Genomic DNA, 23,982 nt, shown 5'->3' on the forward strand with positions numbered 1-23,982 from the left:
CGTTAGTACATTATTACTTTTTACATTTTATTCATCCATTCGCAAATTGGATCATACAGTGTGTCTATATTTCCTGCACCGACTGTAAGTAGAATATCAAACTCTTTTTCTTTTATTTTGTTGAAAGCATCTGATAAATTCGACACTTCTTTTTTATTTAAAGTCACTTTTTCTAATAACCAATCTGAGGTAATTCCTTCAAAATTTTCCTGAAGCTCTCTTGCAGGATAAATATCAAGCAGAATCAATTCATTAGAATTATTTAAACTTTCCGCAAATCCATCAGCAAAATCTCGTGTTCTGCTGAATAAATGCGGCTGAAAAACCACCAATAATTTTTTATCCGGATAAAAGGTTTTAATTGAGCCAACCACAGCATTAATTTCCGTTGGATGGTGCGCATAATCGTCAATATAAATTTTACCACTCGGATAAATATGTTTTGTATATCTTCTTTTAATTCCTTTAAAATTGGCAATTGCTTTCTTTAAAATTTCAAAATCGACTCCCAGATTATGAAGAATAGCCAATGCAACCGTTGCGTTTTCTACATTGTGAATTCCCGGAATATCCCACACAAAATCTTTTATGGTTTCTGTCGGCGTATGAAAATCAAAATAGATTTTATCATGATCCATACGAAGATTGTCTGAATAATAATCTGCTTCTTCGTTTACTGCATACGTTTTATGTGCTCTACCGATTTCAATTCCTTTTCTTACAAAAAGTTGTTTATCTTCCGGAACTAAAGCTGCAAATTGTTTAAAACCTTCTTCAATTGTATTTTTATCTCCATAAATATCCAAATGATCGGCATCTGTAGAAGTAATCACTGCCCAATCCGGAGAAAGGTTGAGGAAACTTCTGTCGTATTCATCGGCTTCAACTACAGAATATTTCGAACCGTTATATAGGAAATTTGATTTAAAATTCTCAGAAATTCCACCTAAGAAACATGAGAAAGGCAAATCTGCTTCTTTACACAAATGCGAAACCAAAGTAGACGTCGTTGTTTTACCATGCGTTCCTGCAACAGCGATGCAATCTGTATTTTCAGTAATTAAACCTAAAACTTTAGCACGTTTTAAAACTTCAAACTGATTTTCATTAAAATAATCTAAAATATCCAGCTTTTTAATTGCCGGAGTATAAATTACCAATGTATTTTCTTTCTGAAGCGAAGTAATTTTTTCATCAATGACATCTTCAAAAACAATATCAATTCCCTCGTTCATTAAAGCCGTCGTCAATTTCGTGTTGGTTTTATCATAGCCCAAAACATTTTTACCCGAAGCATGGAAGTACCGTGCCAAAGCACTCATTCCGATACCTCCGATTCCAACGAAGTAAAAATTTTGATATGTTTCTAAATTGTTCATTCTTTTTTCTTGTATTATTGTATTCATGTAAAGGGTATTTATGATTTCATTAATACATTTTACATTGGTACTTTTTACAGTTTATTAAATATCTCATCTACAATCTCCTTTGCCGCATTGGGTTTGGCAAAATATTTCAGATTTTCAGACATTTCTTTTCTTACATTTTCGTTTTCACAGATCTCTGATAATGTATTCCAGAATTTCTCCTGCATTTCAGAATCTTTTACCATTTTAGCTGCATTTTTTTCAACCAGATTCATCGCATTTTTGGTTTGATGATCTTCCGCCGCAAATGGAAAAGGAATCAATAAAACAGGTTTCTGTGCTACCGCCAATTCTGAAATGGCGATCGCTCCAGCTCTTGAAACAATGACATCTGCCGCCGAATAAGCAGTTTCCATGTCTTTGATGAATTCCTTTATTTGGATTTGAGATTCGAGATTCGAGATTCGAGATTCGTTGCTCAATTCACTATAGTCCAATTTTCCGGTTTGCCAGATTAATTGATATCCTTTTTCTTTAAGTTGATCAAGATTTTCTTTCCAACCGTTGTTTAATGTTCTTGAGCCTAAAGATCCGCCAACTGATAAAATGGTCAGTTTATTTTTATCTAAACCTAATTTTTCTTTAGCCGAAGAAGATTCCTGCATTCCTGAAACGATGTTCTCACGAATCGGATTTCCTAAAAACTTTATTTTTTCAGCCGGAAAACCTTCTACTTTTGGGTAGGCTGTAAACACGGCTTTCGCTTTTTTACTTAAAATTTTATTCGTCACTCCTGCATGTGCATTCTGCTCCTGAATAAAAATCGGAATTCCCATTTTACTGGCTTCATACAAAGCCGGTCCGCTTGCAAAACCACCCGTTCCCACAGCAAAATCGGGAGCAAAATTTTTAATTATTCTTTTAGATTTAGATAAACTTTTCAAAATCTTGAAAGGCAAACCTAGATTTGATAACATATTTCCTCTATCGATTCCTGCAATGTCAATTCCCTCTATTTTGTAGCCAGCTTGCGGAACTTTTTCCATTTCCATTTTTCCGTTGGCTCCAATGAACAAAAACTCTGCATCAGGAAATCTTTTCTTGATTTCGTCTGCAATAGCGATTGCCGGGAAGATGTGTCCTCCTGTTCCGCCTCCGGATAACAATACTTTTAGTTTTTTGTTCATACCTTTTATTATTGATAAATGATGATTGATAAGCGATATGAAAATCAATTATAAATTATCATTCATCACTTATATTTATGCAATGTCGTTTATTTCGACAATGCTTTGTTTTTTGCCCATTCCTTCTTCATCGTAGATCTGTATTCTTGAACTTATATTTAAAATAATTCCAAGCTGGATGTACGTTACCAACATGGATGTTCCCCCATAACTTATCAGCGGCAGTGGCTGTCCTGTAACTGGAATCAGATTCACAGCAACGGCAATATTTACTGCCAATTGTATGAAGATCATCACACCGAGACTGAGAACGAGCAACGAGCCGAAAAATGCGGGCATTTTACTTGCAATCATCACAATCCTTACAATCATAATCAGATACATACTGATCAGAAATCCGGCTCCGATTAAACCATATTCTTCTACAATAACTGCAAAAATAAAATCGGATGCAGATTGCGGAAGCATTTGTTTTAAAGCAGATTTCCCTGGTCCCATTCCGGTAATTCCACCGTGAACGATGGCGGCTTTTGCCTGCATTACCTGATAATTTTTAGCTTTTACACTTTCATCATCAACATCGGCAGATTTTGCTTTGCTCGACGTAAAGGTTTCGATACGGCTCATCCATGTATGTACACGGTTTCCGCCAATCATATTTGTATTTAATGCAATTAATAGAAACAATGCAATCGCAACAAATGATGCCGAGATAAAACCTGCAATGTACTTCCAATCTAACTGTCCGATAATCAAAACAATAACCGAAACCATTAAAATCATCAAAGCTGTAGAACCGTTATCTTTCGCCACCAATACAAAAACCAATAAAATCGGCCCGAAAATGTACATAATGTTCTCAATCGGAAGCCTTTCTCTTGTTATTTTCTTCGTTAAATATCTACACAGATAAATAATCAACATTAAAAAAGCAAAAGACGAAGGCTGAAATGAAATGGGTGTTCCCGGAATTTTCAACCATCTTGAAGCACTCGCTCCGTCAATGGTTTGTCCGGTAAACATCGTGACAATCAATAGAATAATCATTAAACCCAACATAATACTGCTGAGTTTTCCCATGTATTCATATTTCACGGTTCCCACCAATCGCATGATTGCCAAACCTAAAACCACAAAGAACATGTGCTTCATAACGTGACCCGTTGTAGTACCGTTATTTACAATATATTCTAAGTTTGAACTCGCAGAATAAACCGGGAAAATAGAGAAAATGGAGATCACAAGAATGACCATCCAAAGTACTTTATCACCCTTTAGAAATTCGAATCTGCTTTCTTCTATATTCTGTTCGTTCATACGTTTCGTATTCATGTATTTATGTAAAATGTATTCATGATGCTAAATATCTTTATACATTAATACTTTTTACATTTTACAATTATTTTAATACTTGCTTTTTAAACTGATGACCTCTGTCTTCGTAGCTTTTGAAAAGATCAAAACTTGCACAACAAGGTGAAAGTAAAACCGTATCACCCTTTTTTGCTAAAGCTTTTGAAGTTTTCACCGCTTCTTCCATGCTTGAAGTGCTGTAAATCAATTCTTTTTTGTTTTTGAAAAAGTCGATAATTTTCTGATTATCAATTCCTAAACAAACAATTGCTTTTACTTTTCTTTTAACTAAATCTTCAATTTCAGTATAGTCGTTTCCTTTATCTAAACCTCCAACAATCCAAACTGTAGGGTTTTTCATGCTTTCTAAAGCATAATAAGTTGCGTTTACATTGGTTGCTTTGCTGTCGTTGATGTATTTTACCCCTTCAATTTCCGTAACAAGTTCCAATCTGTGCTCAACCGCCTGGAAAGTCATCAATGAATTTCTAATGCTTTCATTATTGATTTCCAATATTTTACCTGCAATTGAAGCCGCTAAACTGTTGGCAACATTGTGATTTCCCAATAAAGACAATTCTTCAATTTTCATCGAGAATTCGTCTTTTAGTTTCACCACAATTTTATCTTCATTTACAAAACCTCCTTCATTCAATTTTTCTTTGGTTGAAAAAGGAATCATTTTCGCTTTAATTTCAAATTTTTCAAGAATATTTTTGCTCATTTCATCATCTTTATTGTAGATGAAAAAATTGTCATTTTCCTGATTTTCAGTTATTCTGAATTTAGCCAAAGCATATTCTTCGTAGTTGTAATTGTACTGATCTAAATGATCTTTCGACAAATTCAACAATAAAGAAATATACGGTCTGAAATTCTGAATATCATCCAACTGGAAAGAGCTTACCTCCAAAACATAATATTCATGGTTCTCATCGGCAACTTGTTTTGCAAAACTGTGGCCAATATTTCCGCCTAAACCAACATTCAATCCTTCATTTTTCAGGATGTGATAGATTAAAGACGTTGTCGTTGTTTTTCCGTTGCTTCCTGTGATGGCAATGATTTTTGCGTCTGTAAATTCAGATGCAAATTCAATTTCAGAAGAAAGTCTGATTCCTTTCTCTTGAATTTTGATAATCATTTCTGTCTTTTTAGGAATTCCTGGACTTTTTACAATCCAGTCTGCATTGAGAATTCTTTCCTCATCATGGTTTCCCTCCTCAAATTCAATATCATTTTCCGTTAAAAACTGTTTGTAATGATCCTTAATGGCACCTTTGTCTGAAAGAAATACTTCCAAACCTTTTTTCTTAGCCAAATAAGCAGCACCACATCCACTTTCGCCACCTCCTAAAACAACTATTTTCATATATTTTTTATTTAATGATTGAAAGATTTAAATGATTCAAAAAATTTTTAAATGCCTAAATCTTTTCAATTTTAAATTAATTTTCTATCTCATCTTCAATGTAATGAGACACACGATTGCCAACATAACCCCAATGATAATCATCCTGTTAACGATTTTACTTTCGTGAAAACCGTCTTTCTGATAATGATGATGCAGCGGAGACATTTTAAACAATCTATTATTTTGGGCATATTCCAACCCGAATTTTCTTTTTCTGTATTTAAAGACAACTACCTGAAGCATTACTGAGATATTTTCAATTAAGAAAATTCCGCAAAGCACAGGAATCATCAGTTCTTTTCTTAAAATAACCGCCAAAACAGCAATCACACCACCCAACATCAAACTTCCGGTATCTCCCATGAAAACCTGCGCAGGATAAGTATTATACCAGAAAAATCCGATTACTGCACCTACCATTGCGACGGCAAAAATGGTGGTTTCACCCATATTCGGGAGGAACATAATGTTGAGATAATCCGCAAAAATAATATTCCCGGAAACGTAGGCGAAAAAGGCAAGCGCCAAAAGAATAATGGTACTCGTTCCTGCGGCGAGTCCGTCGATTCCGTCGGTAATATTTGCTCCATTTGAAACAGCCGTTACAATAAAAATAACGATAGGAATAAAAACAATCCATGCCCATTCATGGGCATCTTTGTCATTCATCCAAAATAAAATTCCGCTGTAGTCGAACTCGTTATTTTTGGTAAAAGGAACAGTGGAAACTGTAATTTTTTCTGTTGGCATAAAGTTTTGTTCAACATTATTTCTGTTGACTACTTTTGCATCTGCATATTTTCTTTTAACCGTAATATCCGGATGGAAATACATTGTAACCCCGATAATTAGCCCTAAACCGACCTGACCTACAATTTTGAATTTTCCGCTTAACCCGTCTTTATTTTTCTTTATTTTCTTTAAATAATCATCTATAAAACCAATCGCTCCCATCCAAATTACCGTTACAATCAAAAGAACGATGTAAATATTGGTAATTCTTGTAAACAGCAATACCGGAATTAAAGTAGCAATAATGATGATGAAACCTCCCATTGTAGGCGTTCCTTCTTTTTGTTTTTGTCCGTCTAATCCCAAATCACGAACTAACTCGCCCATTTGTTTTCCTCTCAGGTAATTGATGATGCTTTTTCCATAAACGAGGGCAATCGTTAATGAAAGTAAAACAGCCATTCCTGCACGAAACGAAATGTACCTCAACATTCCCATTCCAGGAATATGGATGCCTTGGCTCGTTAAATATTCGTATAGATAGTATAACATCTTTTTAATTTAAAATTTAATTTATTTAAGAATTTAAAAATTCTAAGTTCTCTCAATATTCTCTTTTAAATACCTAATAAAGTTTGAAATATTAGAAGAAATTTCTCTTGAGAGATTGATTATTTCTTCCGCTGCATTTTCATCTCCTAGTTTCAACCTTTTACTTACAATCATCATGCTTCTTACTTCAGCACAACTGCCTTTTGCAATTTTTAAATATTTAATAAATTGTCTGTTATTATTATATTCTGAGCCTTCAGCAATATTATTTGATATTGAAAAACTGGCTCTTTTTATTTGATTATTAAATTCAAATTCTTTTTCTAAACCTTTAGATCTTAGAAATTGATAGACTTTCTCAATCAATTCTAAACTCTTTATATAAACCGGAAAATTTTCAAAATTTTTAGTCATCACTAATTTTTAAATTTTTAAATCGGTTCAATCTTTAAATAAACTATTTACTCATAAGCTTCCAAAGCTCATTAATTACTTTTTTGTCGTCAAAATGATGTTTTACACCATTGATTTCCTGATAATTTTCGTGGCCTTTTCCGGCAACGAGAACTATATCTTTTGGTTCGGCAAATTTTATTGCCATCTTTATCGCTTCTCTTCTGTCTGGAATTGAAGTGTATTTGCTGAAATTCTGAGGCTCAACACCTGCTTCAATTTCTTTTATAATCACAGCCGGATCTTCTGTTCTTGGATTATCTGAAGTGATGATTGCCAACGTTGATTTTTTTGTGGCAATATTTCCCATTTCAGGTCTTTTCGAGTGATCTCTGTCGCCTCCACAACCAAAAACAGTAATCAGTCTTTCGTTTTTCGTTCTGATATCGTTGATACTGTCTAAAACATTTTCAAGTGCATCCGGAGTATGAGCATAATCTACGATGAAGAAAATTCCACCGTCGGATCTGAACGTTTCAAATCTTCCGGAAACTCTTTTCAAAGTACTGATTGCCTGAAGAATTTCATCCTGCTGAAATCCTAATTCGGTAGCAATTCCAAAGACCAAAAGCAAATTGTAAACATTGAATTTACCCGTTAAGGTTGTCCAAAATTCTTTTCCGTTGAAATTTAACAGCATTCCGTTAAAATCAAGCTCCAAAGTTCTTCCGTGGTAATCTGCCATCGTTTTCAAAGCATAAGATTTTTTCTTTGCCTTGGTGTTTTGCAACATTACATTTCCGTTTTTATCATCAACGTTAGTGATGGCAATGGCATTTTCATTTAACTCATCAAAAAATCTTTTTTTCGTTTTTAGATATTCATCAAACGTTTTATGATAATCTAAATGATCGTGGGTAAGATTGGTAAATCCTGCAATTTTGAAATGCAAACCTTCAGTTCTATTTTGAGAAATTCCGTGTGAGCTTACTTCCATAAAGGCAAATTCACAACCCGCTTCGACAGCTTTAGCTAAGATCTGATTGATGGTAATTACATCCGGTGTTGTATGTGTCGCAGGAATTATTTCATCTCCAACTCTAATTTCTACCGTTGAAAGCAGTGCTGAATTATAACCTAAATTTTTAAAGACATCAAAAAGCAAAGTAGAAACAGAAGTTTTTCCGTTGGTTCCGGTAACTCCGATTAACTTTAATTTTTCTGAAGGATTTTCATAGAAATTAGATGCTAATTGACCTAAAGTTTTAGATGAATCTTTTACTTTGATGTAGGTAATGTTTTCATCTAAATTTCCCGGTAAATCTTCGCAAACAATAGTTTTTGCGCCTTTCTCAATAGACGATGCAATAAATGAATGTCCGTCTGCAACTGTTCCTTTTACCGCAATATAAAGTGAGTCTTCGGAAACTTTTCTGCTGTCGAAAACCAATGCAGAAACTTCACGATCGTTTTTACCGTGACTTTCTAAAACTGGAATTCTATTTAATAATTCAACTAATTGCATTACTTTGATGCTTTTTATTTTTTATTTGATAGGATTTTCATCCTATCCTTTATTAAGTCGTCCCTTCGGGACTCTTTTTTTAATTCTGCAGAGACAAATATATTCTCTGGTTTTTGCTTATCGTTGTGCCTTCCAATGGGAACTGTTCTTTAATTCTTCCCACCCCTTTAAAGTCTACACGATAGCCTAAATTTTCCAATTGCGGGATAACATTTTTTCCGATTAACCCAACTACACTTGGCATTTGTTTATTGTTAACTGCTACTTTTACATTCGGTTCTACCATTTTATTAAGGTTCACCTTTCTGTCAACAAGCATTTCCTTTTCAATATTCTGCGGTGTTTTTAAGAAAGTTTTACCAGCAATCTCTTTAAAAACAGGAGCAGAAACCGTTCCTCCATAAAAGCTTTTAGCTGTATTCGGCTCGCTAATCATTACATAACACGTATATTTCGGGTTATCTGCCGGATAAAATCCTGCAAATGAAGCTCTGTATTTCATTGGACCAGGAAGCCAATATTCAAATCTTGCCGTTCCCGTTTTTCCTGCCATTTTCAGGTTTGGAGTAAAAATACTTCTACCCGTTCCCTTTTCCACCGCTTTTGTTAATGCTGCAGTCATCATCTGAATCGCTTTATCAGAAGCCATTTTCTTAACAATAACCTCTTCTTTTGCCTGAAAAATTGTTTTTCCATCTTTCATTATTTTATCAATGAAAAGAGGTTTTACCATTTTTCCTTTATTGGCAACTCCATTGTAGAAGGTTGTCAACTGTAAAAGATTAATGTTTGATGAATATCCATAAGATATCGAAGCCAATGCTGCGGCATTCCATCTTTTATTTTCCGGAGTTACGATTTTTGGTTTTGTAATTCCCGGAAGCTCGATATCCATTTTATCAAATAATTTCCATCTTCTTAAATGATCAAGGAAAATCTGAGGTTTCTCTGCGTAATATTTTGTAATCAGTTTAGCTGTTCCTACGTTGCTTGATTTTGCTAAAACATCACTGATATCGTAAGTTCCACCACCATGACCATCAGAAATTCTCTGCCTAGCATAGGTCCAAACTCCATTTCCAACATCTACCGTTGTATTTTCATCTATGAAACCATCATCCATTGCTGCCAAAAGAGAAATGGTTTTAAAAGTAGATCCTGGTTCGATATTATCTTTTAAAGCATAATTGTAAGCATCTTCATAAACGCCCGGTTCGGTTTGTCTTAAATTAACCAAGGCTCTCACTTTTCCGGTTTCAACCTCCATTACGATTACCGTTCCGTGTTTTGCTTCGAAATTGATCAGTTGTTTTTCTAAAGCAGAATGCGCAATATCCTGGATTCTAAGATCTAAAGTAGTATAAACATCCTGTCCGTCAACTGGTTCACTAACTTTCCAGAAATCAATTGGCTTCCATTGAGAAGAATTAACCCTTTGTTCCAATCTACTTCCGTCTGTTCCGGTAAGAAATTTTGAAAAAGCTCCTTCAAGACCTGATCTTACTTCACCATTATCCATTCCGATGGTTCCGGAACCGATTTCTGAAGTTGCGAGTTCTCTTTTATAATTCCTGTCAACAATAAATCCACCTTTGTTTTTTCCTCTTCTAAAAATCGGAAAATTTCGGATTCTGTCGTACTGATCAAAGTCTAAACCTTTTACCAAAGAATAATATTGATTCTTCTTTTTTTTCTGCTCGTCGAATCTTTTTCTGAATTCAGCTCTCGGCTTTCCGAACATGTTACTTAAAGAATCTGTAAGAGCACCAATATTATTGCTGTAAACAGTATCTTTTATCGTTTTAAAATCAAGAAAAATATCATAACGCATTACGGTTGTTGCCAAAATTGATCCATCGGAAGCAAACAAATTTCCGCGAGCTGCTTTCAGAGTTGCTGTTCGGTAATTGCTGTTGATATAATCGTCTTTAATTTCCTGAACATTGGTGTTCTGAAGAATAACGATTCTCGCCAAAAACATCACAAATACACATAAAGCAACAGTTGCGAAGAGGTAACCCCATCGCAGTGTTTTTTTTCTTTTGTTATCGTAATCATTTTGTTTTTGCATCACTACTGTCTAATTTGATTAACAATTTGTGCGGGTGACTTTCTAAAGTCATTAATGAATCTGCGGCCACTTCTTTGCCCAATTGAGATTCCATTTTTACTTTGATCAGCTTGCTTTGAGCGTAAGCGTTTCTCGATTTATATTCTTCTGTTTCTTCTTTTAAAGCGTTAACAATTTTTATTTTTTTGTTGACTAAATGATTACTATAAATCATCGCCATCATCAAGACAAACAACAACAGGAAAAACTTGTAATGAATTTTTATTTCATCACGGTTCAGGAAATTTCCTTTTATAATATCTATAAAAGTAAGTCTTCTCTGAGGGCGATTTGTTGTTCTTTTTGCCACTTGTTTATTAGTAATAGGTAATTAGTAATGTGTAATTATTTTTCAAATTACTTATTACCGATTGCTCATTATTTATAATTTAATTCCGGTTCTCATTTTAGCACTTCTGGCTCGTGAGTTTTCTTCAATTTCCTTATCATCAGGAATAATTGCTTTGCTCTTTACCAATTCGAATGCTTTTTCGTAATTTCCGTAGATATCACGTTGCGGCTCACCTTCAAACATTCCGTTTTTCAAAAATCTTTTTACCAAACGGTCTTCCAGAGAATGGTAAGAAATAACCACCAATCGTCCACCTGGTTTTAAAATTTTATAAGACTGAACCAGCATTTCCTTTAAAACTTCAAGTTCCTGATTAACCTCAATTCTTATTGCCTGAAACAATTGCGCATAAAATTTATTCACTTTATGCGGCGGAAGATAACTGAACAGTTTTTTCAGATCTTCAGTAGTCTCTATGGTTTTATTTTTTCTGTGATGCACGATGTCACGAGCTAATTTTCTCGCTTCTCTCAATTCACCATAGTAATAAAAAATATCCGCTAAAGCTTCTTCATCATACTCATTGATTACTTTTTTAGCATCAAGACTCTGCATGACGTTCATTCTCATATCAAGCGGCGCATTGCTTCTCGTAGAAAAACCTCTTTCGCCTGCATCGAATTGATGAGACGAAACTCCAAGATCAGCCAAAATACCATCAACCTGAGAAACACCATACATCAAAAGAGAATTTTCAAGGAATCTGAAATTCTGATTGATTAACGTAAATTTCGGGTCGTCGATATTATTTTTAAGGGCATCAAGATCCTGATCAAAACCGTACAATTTTCCTTTTTCGGAAAGTCGGCTTACAATCTCGCGTGAATGTCCACCGCCACCAAATGTGCAGTCCACATAAATTCCGTCTGGATTGGTCACCAAATCATCCACACTTTGCTTCAATAAAACGGGGTTGTGATACATGCTTATTTGTGTTTATTTAATTATTCTTCATCAAACGCTCCCATCACATCTTCTGCAAGGCTTGCAAAATCGTCTTCATTGGTCGCAATTACTTTTTCATAAGCTTCTTTATCCCAAATTTCAAAAAGTTCTCCCGCACTCGTTATCACAATATCCTTTGTAAGGCTTCCAAAATGGGTAAGGTCTTTCGAAATCTGCAGTCTTCCGGCGGTATCAAGCTCAACCGTCTTCACTCCTGCTGTAAACATTCTTATAAAATCTGCATTTTTTTTGATGAATCTATTCAACTTATTTATCTTATCCATCAGCTTATCCCAGGCTTTCATAGGGTAAACTTCAAGACATGGTTGAAACACAGAACGCTTTACCACAAAGGTTTTATCCTCAAAGTCCTCCATCTGCTTAATTAGCGATGAAGGCACTTTAAGGCGACCCTTGTCGTCTATTTTGCACTCATATGTTCCAATGAAATTTCTCATTTGGAACAAAAATATAAATATTTTTCCAAATCCTCCCACTTTTTCCCACTTTTTGACTTAATGTTAATAAGTTTCATTAAATATTGACTATCAGAGAGATAAAATAATTCATTTAATCTATAATATAAACCTTCTTGTATTCAAGGCATAACAAAAAGAATTGTAAAAAATACCACAACAATAGGTTTCATATATTATTTTTAGTTTATATTAGTTATATCAAAAAATTTTTGGTGTTTAATTTGTATTTTTGCAAGGCTTAGATAGGCATTATGAGATTTAGTACAAAAAAAGAAAAGAAATATAACTTTATAGAAGCTGGAGAAGGTCACCCTCTTGTGCTTTTGCACGGGTTGATGGGTGGATTGAGTAATTTTGATAAAATGGTGAGTTTTTTTTCAGAAAAAGGTTTTAAGGTTTATGTACCTCAATTACCGATTTACGATTTGCCGGTACTCAATACCAATCTCACAACGATTGCAAAATTTGTAATCAAATTTATCCAAACCAATATTGGCAAACCAGTTACCATTGTAGGTAATTCTATGGGTGGTCATGTCGGTTTAATTTTAACTTTGGCGCGCCCAGATTTGGTACAAAACCTTGTGTTAACAGGAAGTTCCGGTTTATACGAAAGAGCTTTTGGCGACAGTTTCCCAAGAAAAAACGACCGTTCTTATATCAGAAAGAAAGCAGAAGAGGTTTTTTATGACCCTTCAGTTGCTACTGAGGATTTGGTAGATGAAGTTTTCAGTGTGGTAAATGATCGAATGAAAGGAATCAAAACCGTAATGTTGGCAAGAAGTGCCATCAAACACAATATGTTGAATGATCTTCCTAAAATCTCAAGACCAACATGTCTTATTTGGGGAAAACAAGACAATGTAACACCTCCGGAAGTTGCAATCGACATGCACAAATTTATCCCTAATTCAGATTTATTCTGGATCGATAAATGCGGACATGCTGCAATGATGGAAAAGCCAGATGAGTTTAATGAAATTCTTTACGACTGGGTAAAAGACAAAATATAAAACGATAAACCATTAAGACTCTTCTTAATGGTTTATTTTTCTAAATATAAAAATCAATAAAATGGTTATAAAAACAGCAACGTTTGTAAAAAGCAGTGGAAAATGGCAAGAATGCCCAGAACCTGACATGCCGGAATATGCTTTCATTGGAAGATCAAACGTAGGTAAGTCTTCATTGATTAATGCAATGATGAACCACAAAGATTTAGCAAAAACATCAGGAACGCCGGGAAAAACTCAGCTTATCAATCATTTTTTGGTTAACGAAAACTGGTATCTTACCGATTTGCCGGGTTATGGGTATGCAAAAGTTTCGAAAGTTCTCAGAAAAGATTTTGAAAAACTGATTACCAACTATATTCTTAACAGAAGAAATCTTGTGAATCTTTTTGTATTGGTAGATTCTCGTCACAATCCACAAAAGATCGATTTGGAGTTTATACAATGGTGTGGCGAAAGCGGAGTTCCGTTTTCAATTGTTTTTACGAAAGCAGACAAATTGAAACCCAACATTGCCATCAAGAATGTTGAAGCCTATAAAAATGAATTGCTGAAAACATGGGCTGATCTTCCTGAAATGTATGTAACCTCAGCAGAAAAGAAAGAAGGATGCGACGAAATTTTAAATTTCATTCAGACAACAAACGAATTTTTAGTTAATAATAGCGTTAATTTCAATGAGTAATATTGTTTGGAAAATAAAAAGTTTCGAAGAATTGACGACTTCCGAACTTTACGAAATCATTAAAGCAAGAGTAGATGTTTTTGTGGTTGAGCAAGACACTCCTTATCCTGATTTGGATGGATATGATCAAAAAGCACTACATCTTTGGGCAGAGCAAGAGGATAAAACCGTATTAGCATACTGCCGAATTTTTGACAGAGGAATAAAATATGACGAAACTTCAATTGGAAGAGTTTTAACCTCAGAAAAAGGCAGAGGAAAAAATCTAGGAAAACAATTGATACAATATGCAGTTGAAACGATAGAAAACCGTTTTAAAACTTCTGAAGTAAGAATTTCTGCACAGGATTATTTGTTGAGATTTTATTCAGGTTTTGGCTTTACAGCTACCGAAAAAAAATATTTGGAAGACAACATTCCGCATACGGAAATGTTTAGGAAATAATTGCATTAGCTTTAACTTGATAATATAAAGCCGGAATTTGAAAAAACTCCGGCTTTAAAATACCAAAAACTTAAAAAAGTGAATATGATCATTTTTTTTGAGATATTATATGAGAGATATTGATTAATTATTTAGTGAAATTCTTTTTTTGATAAAGTGCCGCAAGATAAAGTCTGTTCTTACGGCACAAAATACAAATGATGATAAAAATGCGTTAAAAAAAATATTCTTAAACGCTATAGCTAACATACTGGTATTTATATCCAAAACAAAGAAAAGGGCTTGTAATTTTCCGGAATTTTACAAATATAAAAGCCAGAACTTTTAAATTCTGACTCTAGCAAAAAAATTTAAAAAATGAACTAATTATTCTCTTTAGATAACAAAATGATTTAATGTACTCTAACTTTAAAGGCTTCTTATAAAACAGTTTCTTTGTCTGAAGAATAATGTGAAATTGCCAATAACAGCATTAAACATACAATTTTTATAACCTTATCTTTCATACTACAATTTTTTATTAAAAGCGCTGCAGGAAATCTGTTTCTACGGCACAAAGTACATCTGATAATAAAAATGTATTAAGATTTTTCATCTTAAACAATTAACATTAACAAGGCTAACTTAGGTGTTTTCAGATTTTAAAACAATCAAATGGTTGGTAATTTTCCGGAATATTACAAGCAAAAAATCAGAAGATAACATTCCTTTTACGAAATGTTTAGAAAAACACATTTCTTCAAGCATGATTGCTGTCAAGATAACAATATTGCTATTTCTCAATCCTGAAACAGAATATTTCGAAACAGTTAGCTTGTCCAACTCTTGCATTGATGACCTTTAAGGTCAAATTTTTGAGTGTTTTGGTCAAACATCCAGCTTTTTTACTCAAATGTCCGAGCTTTTTGCTTTAATATCAGAGCTATTTACTCGGTTGTGCAACTTTTTTACTCGGTTATCCAACCTTTTAGCTTCGATATCGACCTCTTTTACTCAAATTTATGGGCAAATTAATTCTTATAAAAAGAAAACATCTGAAACAGTTTGGTTACACATGTTTTTCTTTTCGTGATATTGTTTTTCACCATCATAAAAGAGAAATCCGGAATTTTTTAAACTCCGGATTTCATCATGAAAAACATTAAAAAAACTGAAATAATATGAATTACTTTTTCTTGATATAATATAAATATGGTGTCATTTACTTCTTCTGATTATCGAAGCATCAGAATTATCTTAAAAGCATAGAAATCTTAATCATCTCAACGCTTAAAGATTTCGAGTACAAACCTAGTCGCATTTAAGACCCGAACCAAGCAAATAACTAGCACAATTCCGGAAATTTACTAGTATACATCAGCTCTCCTACATCTTTTTCTCTAAAAGTTTTTTTTATTTTCAGAATCTGATGCCTTGTAAAAAGAGGCAACCTGATTCTTATTTTTTTTACTGAATGATTGCTCCGTATTTTAATGTTCATCTGATTTGTAAATATGCCTTCCTGAATATCGAGCTCATTAATTAATGAGATTGGAAGTTCTATTTTAGACGGAACATACTTCTTTTCGACAAAAGGATGTCTTTCTTTAAGAGAAAAGCATTCGCCTGAGTTTTCTACCTCAATCCCTCGAAGATTGATTATAATCAATACTATTGCTATAAAAAATAACAGGCAACCTAATTTCCATATCGTGTTTTCTGATATAAAAAATCCTATGATTGGAAGAATGCTTAAAGCAATCATCACACAGCCCATTACTTTAATCTTTTTTAAATTTGAAATTTTCATATTTACCCGTATTAATTACATCTAAATAATGGCTAGTTGTAAAATTTATTTAATTATTATGGTCGTTTAAATATTTTTCTGTGAATAATCAATGATTTTATCCCGCATGTATAAATTGTAATAAAAGAAAGCCAGAAATGATTTCGTTCCGGCTTCCACCATAAAAAATACATTAAAAAATGAGTGAAGACGTAAATTACATTTTTAGTGGTATTGATCAAATTAACTTTTAAATGAAAAATCTGATATTTGATAAATGTGCCGTAGGAAAAAAGAGTTAGTCCTACGGCACAAAAACACAAATGATAAAAAAAATAAGCGTCAAAATCATCTTAAGACGCTTAAAACAATTCCTATAACTTACTCGTTTTCAAACCATAAAACAAGTAAATGATTTGTAGTATTCTGGAAAATTACAAGGTAAAAATTTGAGAAAAGTATTTTTTATCATTTTATACCTGAACTTGGTTAAAAGAGAGCCGGAAATTTGAAAATCCCAGCTCTCAACACCAAAAATCTAAAAATGAAAGTGAATTATTTTGTTTTTAGTTTATATATGAAGTATTAATAATTTCTACTTTTTTAAACAAATAATCGTTTTTGATAAAAGTGCCGCAGGCAAAGTATACTCTACGGCACAAAACCAAATGATAATAACGTATTCTTTATTTACTATATTAATTATTTGCTTTTTTAATTAACAGGAATAGCATAGAAATAATTCTCCCACGCTCTGGTTGGGAATGACCAATAATTGGTATTTTTATTTTGAAACAGTAAATAAATTCTTGTCGGAGCTGTTACACTAATCACTGAAGACCCTGAAATAAAATTCTGTGTTGAATTTGAATCATTTATATCTGAGCCACTATTAATAACATCTGCAACCGTAACATTATTACCGGCAGGACCAAGATGAGTGAATCCTACTTGTTCTACAGCAGTTTGTGATGAAGAGAGGTATAAGTGCTCTATATATCTTGCATTCGCAATTCCCGCATATATTGTGGCTCCTGAATTTACAATCCATTTTCCTGGTAAAAGATCTATATAGATTTCTGAATACTTAGGTGTGGCTCCCCCATCACTCTTTACTAAAATATCAGTTGTTGGAAAAACTCCCAAAATAGTTGGTCTTATTGAAGCTGGGCTCTGCCAAGTTCCAATACCATTAGCATCACTCATTAATACTTTTCCATTACCTTGTGTACCATCTACAATTTTAATAGCTCCGTTTGTAGTGCCGTTGTTTATTTCTAATTTTGTAGATGGAGTTGTTGTACCAATACCTATATTTCCTGCAGGTGCAGCTGCAGATCCGGTAAGCCCTGTTCCAAAGATTGCACCACCAATGTTAAGCTGATTGCTATCTGTATCATTCTTTAATTTTTGATCAGAACCAATTGCAATATTATTACTTGCTCCATCTTTTAATCCATTTCCTGCAGAAACACCAATCCCAATGTTTTTGTTACCCGTAGTATTGTCTGGGGAAGACAATGCGCTGGCTCCTATAGCTACATTATTTGTACCTGTTGTGTTAAAAGTTAAAGTACTTTGCCCTAAAGCAGTATTGTAGCCTCCTTCTGTATTTGAGGATAAAGAGCTATGCCCTACGCTTACGTTTGAACTCCCAGTAGTATTTGAATTTATTGCGTAATAACCCAAAGCTACATTATTTTTACCTGTCGTGTTGCCATCTAAACTTTTTTGTCCTACAATAGTATTTGTTGGTTGGTCACCCTTACCTCTTCCTATAGTAAGTCCGTTTAAGTTCAGATCCCCTCCTTTAATTTCTTTAATAATATTGTTTGCATTGGTAGATTTATAAGTACGCTCTCTTTCCGTATTATTTGTTTTTACCACAAAATCTACAGCATCGGTTGTTCCTATAAAGTCTGTTGTGGCAGATGTTCCACTATTACCTAAAATAGACCAATCATTTCCCGTTCCGGTAGCTGAATCTTGCCAAGTAGCTAAACCATTTGCATCAGAAGTTAATACTTTTCCAGCTCCTTGTGTACCGTCTACAATTTTGATCGCTCCGTTTGTAGTCCCATTATTTACTTCAAGTTTTGTAGCGGGAGTAGCTGTACCTATACCTATATTTCCAGCGGGAACCATCGAATTTCCGGTAAGTCCCGTTCCATAGATAATTCCACCAATATTAAGCTGGTTATTTCCTGTTGAATCGGCCAATTGTTGGCGTGAACCAATTACAATATTATTAGTAGTTGCATCTTCTAGTCTATTTCCTGCTGCAAATCCAATTGCAATATTGTGAGAACCTGTTTTATTAAGAGTATTTGATAAGGCATTTTTCCCAATAGCTACATTAAATTTACCTGTAGTATTAGAATCAAAACTATTTGTTCCCACAGCAACATTACCTCCTCCTGTTGTATTTGAAATCATAGAACTATGTCCTAAAGCCACATTATTTTCTCCAGTAGTAGTCTTGTTTAAACTATATGCACCTATCACTGTATTGAATGTACTTGATACATTAGCCTCTAAAGCATGGTTTCCTACTACCGTATTAGACTCGAAATTACCCGCTCCTCTTCCTATAGTAATTCCATTTAAATTTAAGTCTCCACCTGCAATTTTTTTAATGGTATTACTAGCATCTACTGCTTTATAAGTACGTTCTACTTCTGTATTATTTGTTTTTACTACAAAATCTTGAGCATCGGTTGTTCCTATAAAATTTGTTCCGGCGGTTGTTCCATTATTACCTAAAATAGACCAGTCATTTCCGCCGGCTCCGTTACTTCCAGTGGTAAGCTTTTGCCAAATATTTCCATCAAAATAAAAATATCCTATACTTGTAACGTTTACGGTTTTAGAAGTTGTATCTGCAGAAGCCAATGCTTCTGTAACATATACCAGACTTGCTTTCTGGTCTGCAGTATAAAGTGCATCTTTAGATTTCAGCTCAGATCCTTTCAATCTAGGAGCAATAATTCCATCTGCCTTTGTAAGATCAGACGGTTTCCCTTTTACATCTAAAGTAGCTTTAGGAGTTTCTGTATCGATTCCGACTTGCGAATACGCAGCACCAGATACCAATACGCTGATTGTAAAAATAATTTTTTTCATCATTCAGTTTTTTAAATTGTTATACTAAATTTTCAAACAACTCTCAGTTTTGAGCTTTCATAGTTGTGTTTACCTAATTCCTTCGCAGGAATTTCAAAAAAAATCGTAAAAGTTAGTTATAGGTAAGTATAGTTTTTAGGAAGAGTTGAATATCAACTCTTTTTGCAAGCAAAATTATAGGAAAGTCAATTGCTCACTTTTTTCGAAAATTTTTTTTTCATGCCTTTGTGTTTTGTTAAATAAACTTTTTTGTGTGTCATCTGATTGTCATAATTTCCGAAAATTAAAACAACCCGTTTTTAGAATCGTATCAAGTGGGAGATTAAGAAGATTAAATTGAGGGAATTGAAAACTTATTAATCTCGACACTTAACTTTTCGGGAGCAAAACTAGCCCCATTTGAAACTTCACACAAATAAAAGGTTTGTAATTTTCTCGAATTTTACAACCATAAAATTTAAATTACCTGTTGAAAATCAACAATTTATAAAGTTTTTCATAAAATTACTATCTAATCAAATTATAGCTTTTTTTACAACTTGATAGCTTACATTTCGTCGACATTTTTATTTTTTTCCGCTAATGAAGAGATAAATTTTGATGGGGTAATTTTAGTTTTTTTAGTGAAGACTTTTGTAAAATAGCTATGTGAAGAAAAACCAGCCAAATCTGAGAGATGCGTAAGTTTGTATTTACTGCTTTCTGGGTTTTCATGAAGATATTCGAGAATATATTTAATTCTTAAATCATTAATATATTCATTAAACGATTTACCCCGATGTTCTTTTAAAATACAGTTTATATATTTTGTATTCGTATCCAAAATACTTACAAAAGTACTTTTTGTGAAGTTTTTAGCTGTAAAAGCTTTTCCTTTTTCAAACTTTTCCAGTTTTTTTAATAAATCTATTTTTGTTGCATCTAATATTAAATGTGATTTTGGATCTTCGCAATCCGAAACAACTTCTTCGTCATTATTATCTTCTATTACATCAAAGCTTTCTTTCTTTTTATTCCTTTCAAGTTCTTTTATAATCTCTTCAAAATATATTTTTTGCTTTTTTCTTTTTCTCCTTTTAAACACCAAAACACCAACCGACAGAATAACAGCAAGTAAAATAAAAATATATTTATATTCTTTTTGATGCTCCAGATTAATATCCTGTCTATTAATTTCCCCGTTAATAACTTTGATGCTTTCTTTTTTAGAATGATCTTTACGTGTTACAAATTCAGCAAAAAGCACCTCTCTTTTTTCTGAAGTATCAATATTAAGCTTTAAACGCTGTTCTAATAAAACAGTTAATCTCTCGTCCATTTCACTTTTTCTGGCAATATCAATTGCTTTATCAAAATAATCTGCTGCACTTTTCTTATCTTTTTCTTTAGCCGCAATCACAGCTTTACACACGTAATATATTTCTGACCTCCAATTAAACTCGTCAGAAAATTGCGAAATATCATATGTAGATTCAAAAGAAGAAATCTGTTTTTCAGCTTCTTCTACATTGCCTATTTTGAGGTAATCGAAAGCCAAATAACATCTTGAAAAGGCAAATTCAGAGATGGCAAATTGAGGGAAGTTTTTATCTGAGCTTTTTTGAGAATAATTATTACAGCGTACACGATATGGAATGGCTGCATCAAACTTTTTTTCATTTTCTAAAGAAATCGCCTTTAGTTTCAACGTCATTGCAGCTAAATAAGGATTATCTGATTTTTGAGCAGTTTTTTCTGCCTTACTCATATATTGAGTGGCTTTTTGCATAACCCCGGACTTATGATAAGACAGAGACAAATAATAACTGGCAATAAAACCTCCTTCTAATGAATGCTGCTCCAGGAATAAAGAATCAGCTTTTTTAGCATAGAAAATACTTTTACTAAAATTCCCTTTTAAATAATACCCAACAAAAAGGTAAAGATAGCTTTTAGAAGTTTCAGCATCAGTATTAGATGTCTTAAGCATTTTCTCACCCTCATTAATTATTTGTCCAGAACTTTTAAAAGATTTTTGGTAAATATCAAAGGTTGATTCAGATATGTTTATTTTGTTTTGCCCAAAACAGGTAACTGCAAACAAAAAGATTACAATTTTTAATACTTTCATCATCAATGCGTTTTTCTGAGTTAATTTTTAATACAGCCTGAATGAATATTAAATTTTTACTTTAACAATCAAAAACATATATAAAAAATACAGTCCCTTATTTTATTTTTAGAATAAGAATACGGTTCATAAAGTAACACAATAAAACTTATATTATGATAAAAATTGACCACACACTTACCACATATTATAACTTCTAAGAGGTTATAATGCAATTTGTTGTTAAAAAAAATCATTTTATTACCATTACAGAAAAAACATTCGTTTTCAAATTGAATATAAACTGAAAAAAAATAAAAAGCCCTTCACTGATAATCAGGAAGGGCTTTTAAAATAATTCGTTATTTATACATTAAATCAACATAAGTTATGTTTCATCGCAAAAAGTACGAGACCCACTCTATTTTTGATATCTAATTTAATAAAAACAGAATCTCTGTAACCATCGATTGTTTTAGGACTTACAAACATTTTGTCTGCAATTTCTTTATAGGTAAGTTCTGTACAAGCCCATTTGATAAAATCTATTTCTCTGCCTTTTAATTCTGAAAGTAAAGATGCGATTTTAGTATCTTCAGCTTTTACTTGTAATAGCTTCTGAGCAACAAAATCGGTGTAAAAACTTCCTTTTTCAAATACGGTATCAATTGCCTGAAAAAGTATCGAAGGCTGCATATCTTTCAATAAATATCCTTTTGCTCCGGCTTTCAGCATTTTGATCAGTATTTTTTCGTCATCTTCCATCGTCAATGCAATTACTTTGATATCAGGATAATGTTCTGAAAGCCATTCTGTGGTTTCAATCCCGTTTTTAAAAGGCATATTGATATCCATCAAAACTACAGCAGGTAGTTCTGGAGCTTTTTCAAGAGCTTCAATAAAATCTTCCCCATTCGGATGATTCATAATCACACGATACTGAGGATTTTCTACAATCATGTTTTCTAACGCTTTTGACATTAAAGTGTGATCATCAACAACGGCTATCGGAATTGTTTTCATTATAGGTTTTTGTAATAGGTTATTGAAGTTTGAGTTCCTTTATCAGGTTCAGATTGAATGGAAAATTCTGCATGAATAATTTTTGCTCTCAATTCCATATTTTTTAATCCGGAACCATCTTTTTTAAGGTTTGTATTAAACCCTTTTCCGTTATCAGAAATCAGAATGTCTAATTTCTCGTGGTCATCTTCAATTTTTATAGAAACATTTTTCGCTTTAGAATGCTTCAAGATATTGTTTATACTTTCCTGAATAATTCTGAAAAGAATCAAACCATGTTTTGGCATAATATCAATATCATGCTTTTGCGTGATCAGCTCTATTTTGAGCAGTCTTAATTTCTGGATTTTACTGATTTCTCTTTCCAAAGACTCTATTAATCCGAAATGAATTACCTGCTCTGTAATCAATGTCTTCGACAAATCACGGATATCCTGAATACATTCCCCTAACAATTCGTTTAATTCTACCAATTCTTCCTTTTCGGAGTCTCTCATTTTAGCAATCAATTGGTTTTGCCTTAAACGGACGACAGAAAGTTTTTGACCTAAATCATCATGCAATTCCTGACCAATATAATTTAAGGTCTGCTCTTTCATTTCGATTTGAGATGTTGCCAATTCTTTTTCAAACCGCATATCTTTTTCTTTCTGAGCAATCAATAATCTTGTTTTCTTTTGAATGAAAATCACGTAAACGAAAATCATCGTTAATACGATAATCAATAAAGTAAATGTAAATATTATGACCAATTTGTTTTCTTCCATACTTTACATTCAGGTTTGTCTAAACTTATCGGGTTTATTCCAAAATAATCCAAAAACAAGAACCCCGTTATTAATAAGGTTTAAAAGAAATAATATAAAAAAATAAAGCTCTGGTGAAACTTTTGTTCTGAAATAAAAGATAGGGATAATTCCGATATAATAAATAAGCGAACTTACCGAAATCCAAAACGGAAGATAATTCTTAATCTCAAATATTTTATCCGAGTTAAAAGTTTGATATAAAAACAAAATAATTGAAAATGTAAGCAGTAGCAGATTCACATACAACATATTGAAAGAAAATCTGCCTAAAAAGTTCTCTTCAAAGTATAACATACAAAATACGTTCACTAAAAAGATAACCATTATAACAGTCTGAATGTTTTTAAGCAGCTTAGAATCAAACAATTGGTAATAATATAATAAATAAAGAAAAAAGACAACAGAACCGCCAATGACGTAGAACGTATCTGTTGCCATTTTTATAAACTTAAAATAGAAGTAGCAGAAAAAATCTAATAATGAAAATATGACAAAGCCTGCAAAGAAAAACAAGTTTACTTTTTCGATTTTTTTATAATTTATAAAAATCAAAATCAAGACTCCCATCAAAATTATCATGGATACTTGCTTACCAATTTCTACATCCCAAACCATTTT

20 protein-coding genes are annotated in these 23,982 nt (G+C 33.0%); 3 read left to right on the plus strand and 17 right to left on the minus strand.

All coding sequences use genetic code 11. From position 1 onward, the window contains the following. Positions 1–20: 20 nt before the first annotated feature. The 11 genes from murC to mraZ all read right to left on the minus strand — a co-directional run bounded on the left by murC (position 21) and on the right by mraZ (position 12,388). The gene (murC, locus tag BUR17_RS11315; RefSeq protein ID WP_074230487.1) at positions 21–1,379 is read right to left on the minus strand and encodes a UDP-N-acetylmuramate--L-alanine ligase; all 1,359 of its coding nucleotides are present in this window, start codon (positions 1,377–1,379) and stop codon (positions 21–23) included. Between the two features lie 74 nt (positions 1,380–1,453). Next, on the minus strand, positions 1,454–2,554 hold the full coding sequence (gene murG / locus BUR17_RS11320) for an undecaprenyldiphospho-muramoylpentapeptide beta-N-acetylglucosaminyltransferase (protein WP_074230488.1): 1,101 nt from the start codon (positions 2,552–2,554) through the stop codon (positions 1,454–1,456). Positions 2,555–2,629: 75 nt separating this feature from the next. Beyond that, positions 2,630–3,886: an FtsW/RodA/SpoVE family cell cycle protein gene (locus tag BUR17_RS11325; RefSeq protein ID WP_228418698.1), complete on the minus strand. Its 1,257-nt coding sequence runs from the start codon at positions 3,884–3,886 to the stop codon at positions 2,630–2,632. Positions 3,887–3,953: 67 nt separating this feature from the next. Further along, positions 3,954–5,279, minus strand: a complete 1,326-nt coding sequence (gene murD, locus BUR17_RS11330; protein ID WP_074230490.1) for a UDP-N-acetylmuramoyl-L-alanine--D-glutamate ligase — start codon at positions 5,277–5,279, stop codon at positions 3,954–3,956. A gap of 84 nt (positions 5,280–5,363) precedes the next feature. After that, positions 5,364–6,605, minus strand: a complete 1,242-nt coding sequence (gene mraY, locus BUR17_RS11335) for a phospho-N-acetylmuramoyl-pentapeptide-transferase (RefSeq protein WP_074230491.1) — start codon at positions 6,603–6,605, stop codon at positions 5,364–5,366. A 42-nt stretch (positions 6,606–6,647) separates the two neighbouring features. Beyond that, the gene (locus BUR17_RS11340) at positions 6,648–7,019 is read right to left on the minus strand and encodes a four helix bundle protein (RefSeq protein WP_074230492.1); all 372 of its coding nucleotides are present in this window, start codon (positions 7,017–7,019) and stop codon (positions 6,648–6,650) included. Positions 7,020–7,062: 43 nt separating this feature from the next. Continuing rightward, positions 7,063–8,523, minus strand: coding sequence for a UDP-N-acetylmuramoyl-L-alanyl-D-glutamate--2,6-diaminopimelate ligase (locus BUR17_RS11345; protein WP_074230493.1), 1,461 nt, complete (start codon positions 8,521–8,523; stop codon positions 7,063–7,065). Positions 8,524–8,602: 79 nt separating this feature from the next. Then, on the minus strand, positions 8,603–10,594 hold the full coding sequence (locus tag BUR17_RS11350; protein ID WP_074230494.1) for a penicillin-binding transpeptidase domain-containing protein: 1,992 nt from the start codon (positions 10,592–10,594) through the stop codon (positions 8,603–8,605). Further along, positions 10,578–10,943 carry an FtsL-like putative cell division protein gene (locus BUR17_RS11355; RefSeq protein ID WP_074230495.1) on the minus strand — a complete coding sequence of 122 codons (366 nt, stop codon included), beginning with the start codon at positions 10,941–10,943 and terminating at the stop codon, positions 10,578–10,580. Before BUR17_RS11355 ends, BUR17_RS11350 begins: the two co-directional genes overlap by 17 nt. A 72-nt stretch (positions 10,944–11,015) precedes the next feature. Then, entirely contained in the window at positions 11,016–11,909 is an 894-nt protein-coding gene (rsmH, locus tag BUR17_RS11360) for a 16S rRNA (cytosine(1402)-N(4))-methyltransferase RsmH (RefSeq protein ID WP_074230496.1), read from the minus strand. Positions 11,910–11,929: 20 nt separating this feature from the next. Continuing rightward, positions 11,930–12,388: a division/cell wall cluster transcriptional repressor MraZ gene (gene mraZ / locus BUR17_RS11365; RefSeq protein ID WP_074230497.1), complete on the minus strand. Its 459-nt coding sequence runs from the start codon at positions 12,386–12,388 to the stop codon at positions 11,930–11,932. Positions 12,389–12,660: 272 nt separating this feature from the next. Between mraZ and BUR17_RS11370 the strand changes: the two genes are divergently transcribed. The 3 genes from BUR17_RS11370 to BUR17_RS11380 all read left to right on the plus strand — a co-directional run bounded on the left by BUR17_RS11370 (position 12,661) and on the right by BUR17_RS11380 (position 14,552). Next, positions 12,661–13,422 (plus strand): alpha/beta fold hydrolase, encoded by a 762-nt coding sequence (locus BUR17_RS11370; RefSeq protein WP_074230498.1) that lies wholly within the window; start codon positions 12,661–12,663, stop codon positions 13,420–13,422. 61 nt (positions 13,423–13,483) lie between these two features. Continuing rightward, positions 13,484–14,107: a ribosome biogenesis GTP-binding protein YihA/YsxC gene (gene yihA, locus BUR17_RS11375; protein WP_074230499.1), complete on the plus strand. Its 624-nt coding sequence runs from the start codon at positions 13,484–13,486 to the stop codon at positions 14,105–14,107. Beyond that, a complete protein-coding gene (locus BUR17_RS11380) occupies positions 14,100–14,552 on the plus strand; it encodes a GNAT family N-acetyltransferase (protein WP_074230500.1) in 453 nt (150 codons plus the stop codon). The genes yihA and BUR17_RS11380 overlap by 8 nt, the downstream gene beginning before the upstream one ends. A gap of 624 nt (positions 14,553–15,176) precedes the next feature. On the opposite strand, the gene BUR17_RS21000 is transcribed toward BUR17_RS11380, so the two are convergent. The 6 genes from BUR17_RS21000 to BUR17_RS11410 form a co-directional block, all read right to left on the minus strand. Next, entirely contained in the window at positions 15,177–15,383 is a 207-nt protein-coding gene (locus tag BUR17_RS21000) for a restriction endonuclease subunit S domain-containing protein (protein WP_074230501.1), read from the minus strand. 493 nt (positions 15,384–15,876) lie between these two features. Next, positions 15,877–16,341: a hypothetical protein gene (locus BUR17_RS11390; RefSeq protein WP_074230502.1), complete on the minus strand. Its 465-nt coding sequence runs from the start codon at positions 16,339–16,341 to the stop codon at positions 15,877–15,879. 693 nt (positions 16,342–17,034) lie between these two features. After that, positions 17,035–19,443: a beta strand repeat-containing protein gene (locus tag BUR17_RS11395; RefSeq protein ID WP_143747574.1), complete on the minus strand. Its 2,409-nt coding sequence runs from the start codon at positions 19,441–19,443 to the stop codon at positions 17,035–17,037. Positions 19,444–19,990: 547 nt separating this feature from the next. After that, positions 19,991–21,412, minus strand: coding sequence for a helix-turn-helix transcriptional regulator (locus BUR17_RS11400; protein WP_228418701.1), 1,422 nt, complete (start codon positions 21,410–21,412; stop codon positions 19,991–19,993). Positions 21,413–21,910: 498 nt separating this feature from the next. Then, complete coding sequence (locus tag BUR17_RS11405; protein WP_074230505.1) at positions 21,911–22,555, minus strand: response regulator transcription factor; 645 nt, start codon at positions 22,553–22,555, stop codon at positions 21,911–21,913. Next, a complete protein-coding gene (locus tag BUR17_RS11410) occupies positions 22,555–23,322 on the minus strand; it encodes a sensor histidine kinase (RefSeq protein ID WP_074230506.1) in 768 nt (255 codons plus the stop codon). The genes BUR17_RS11405 and BUR17_RS11410 overlap by 1 nt, the downstream gene beginning before the upstream one ends. Positions 23,323–23,982: the final 660 nt, after the last annotated feature.

Source organism: Chryseobacterium scophthalmum, assembly GCF_900143185.1.
GTDB classification, from domain to species: Bacteria; Bacteroidota; Bacteroidia; order Flavobacteriales; family Weeksellaceae; genus Chryseobacterium; species Chryseobacterium scophthalmum.